Annotated in this window: 2 protein-coding genes, 1 tRNA gene and 1 pseudogene; 2 read left to right on the top strand and 2 right to left on the bottom strand. The window is 36.7% G+C overall.

Going from position 1 to position 2,221, the window contains the following annotated elements; translation table 11 throughout:
• Positions 1-685: Cof-type HAD-IIB family hydrolase (locus RT405_RS00035; protein ID WP_313466672.1), on the top strand; the 685-nt coding region annotated here is incomplete at its 5' end.
• A gap of 37 nt (positions 686-722) precedes the next feature.
• Positions 723-795: transfer RNA gene (locus RT405_RS00030), tRNA-Ala, on the top strand.
• A gap of 186 nt (positions 796-981) precedes the next feature.
• On the opposite strand, the gene RT405_RS00025 is transcribed toward RT405_RS00030, so the two are convergent.
• Complete coding sequence (locus tag RT405_RS00025) at positions 982-1,353, bottom strand: hypothetical protein (RefSeq protein WP_313466671.1); 372 nt, start codon at positions 1,351-1,353, stop codon at positions 982-984.
• A pseudogene (locus tag RT405_RS00020) lies at positions 1,350-2,221 on the bottom strand (DNA polymerase thumb domain-containing protein); the annotation flags it as partial. The pseudogene RT405_RS00020 and the gene RT405_RS00025, both read right to left, overlap by 4 nt.

Here is a 2,221-nt window from a genome sequence, read left to right as displayed (position 1 = left end):
AAAAGAAAATGGGCACGAAGTTGTAATTGCAACAGGCAGAAATCTGGCTTTAGCTCAAATTATTATCGATGAATTAGAGTTTACAAACTACATTCTTTGCAATGGCGCAGCAGGTTATTATCATAATGAATTGGTTTTTGAAAACAAACTGGATCTAAAAGAATTTGAACGGTTGCTGCAAGTAGCTGATGCGCAAGAACATGCTATTGTGTATGAATCAGTGGATGCTTTAAAAAGACGTCATGCAGAAAACGATATTAGAATGATGACAGCCATGAAAAGCGTCGGCTCAAGTGTCCCGCCGCATGATGCTGATTATTATTTGCATCATCCGTTATATCAAGGATTGATTTTTTATCCTGATGCAGAAAAAGCAGCTTATGAAAATGGTCAATTTCCTAAATTTAAATTTGTCCGTTGGCATAACACTGGAGTAGATGTTGTTCCGCACGATGGCTCTAAGGCTCGTACAGTTTTAAAGTTTGCTGAAAACCAAGGATTTAAGTTGGAAGATACGATAGCTTTTGGTGACGGGTTAAATGACCTTGAAATGCTGACTGAAGTGGGAATGGGAGTAGCTATGGGGAACGCATTAGAAACGATCAAACTAAAAGCAGATAAAGTAACGGAAAATTGCAACGAAGATGGAATTTACCTTGCATTGAAAGACCTTCATCTGATATAATCAAGGCAGTTATAAATAAGAATTTATTCTTATTTATGGGGGTATAGCTCAGCTGGGAGAGTGTTTGGCTGGCAGCCAAAAGGTCAGGGGTTCGAACCCCCTTATCTCCATATTCATAGTTATTCTGTATAATTCGAAACCACTAGAAACTGTTTACCTGACAGGATTCTTAGTGGTTTTTTGTTTGTTAATGAATATTTGTTTTAGTCTGTATTTAAATACTGCTGCTCCTATTCTGCTCACATTTTTTCATTGATCTGCCTTTTAAAATAGAGTAGTTTGCTCCTCTATAAAGTTCACATATCGTCTGTCATCTTGCTCCATTTTTTAAGAGTGACAAATTGAATATGGCGAATTTCATCAAATTCAACTTTTGTGTTATTTATAAAAATGCCTAATGCATCACCGCCCCTAACAGGACCTATAATATCATCTTCATACATTCCATTTTGGTCTACTTTTTCAAGTTGAATAGCGACAGTTTTATTTTTTATAATGGCTTCGTTCAATATTTCTTCAATTTCTTTTTGAGTCATTTGTCTTTTTTGGTGATTTAAACTTTTTCTTTCACTGGTTCCTTTTTCTTGAGCAGCGGTATGCTCTGATAAATAGAAGCCGGCCCATTTTTTAATCCCGCGATCTCGGTACTCTCCATTTAAAAAACTCATTGTATGCCCTCCATTCCGCCAGCGTGTCCCCCAATAAGCGAACTCCGATTAATAGCTGTAGCTCCTTCTAAAAGACTGCTAGCATGTACTAGTGATTGAAACCCATATTTTTCTCTTATTCTATCCACCAACAGATCTAACTTTTCGTTTGCAATTTGTTGAGAAGGATCTTCAAATAAATCTAATTGGATATGACTTGTATAGGTTAAATGTGAATAGGTAATGCCAATATTTCGAACAGCTTGCCCATCATAATATTTAGTAAAGAGTTCAAAGCAATACTGCACTAATTTTTTCGAGTTAGAAGTAACGGGTACTTTCATTTGACGTGAAAAACCGCGTTCTTCTGTATTTCTAGAATAACCAATAGAAAGAGTGACACAACCTGTTTGACAATGGTGTTTTCTAATGCGTGTTGCGACTTGTTCAGCCATTTCCCGAATGACAATTTTAATTTCTTGTCTATTTACGTAATCTTTGGTAAGGATCTGAGAGTTTCCATAACTTTTCTCTAATGGCCGGTATGGCTCTCTAATATTGCTACGATCGATTCCCCAAGAACTAGCATACAGTTGTTCTCCGATAAGTCCTAAAGACTCTCTTAGATGATAGAAGTTTGAATGTGCTAGGTCGTATATTGACTGAATTCCTAAATGACTTAATCGCTTTTCGGTCCGTTCTCCAATGCCCCACATGTCGATCATGTTTTCTATTTTCCAAACCGTTTCTGGAACATCTTTATATCGCCATTCAGCAATGCGGTCTTTAGTGTGTTTTGCTTCATTATCTAAAGCTAATTTAGCTAAGAGCATATTATCTCCAATCCCAATTGTTACATACAAACCTGTCTTGTTGAGGACATGGTCTT

Source organism: Carnobacterium sp. (assembly GCF_032094055.1).
In the GTDB taxonomy this organism is placed as follows: domain Bacteria; phylum Bacillota; class Bacilli; order Lactobacillales; family Carnobacteriaceae; genus Carnobacterium_A.
The sequence above is the reverse complement of the archived record's forward strand: the minus strand, read 5'-3'. Positions and strand labels throughout refer to the sequence as shown.

Coding starts and splice junctions, on each gene's coding strand:
- RT405_RS00025 (WP_313466671.1), bottom strand. CDS start 1,353: ATGAGTTTTTTAAATGGAGAGTACCGAGATCGCGGGATTAAAAAATGG.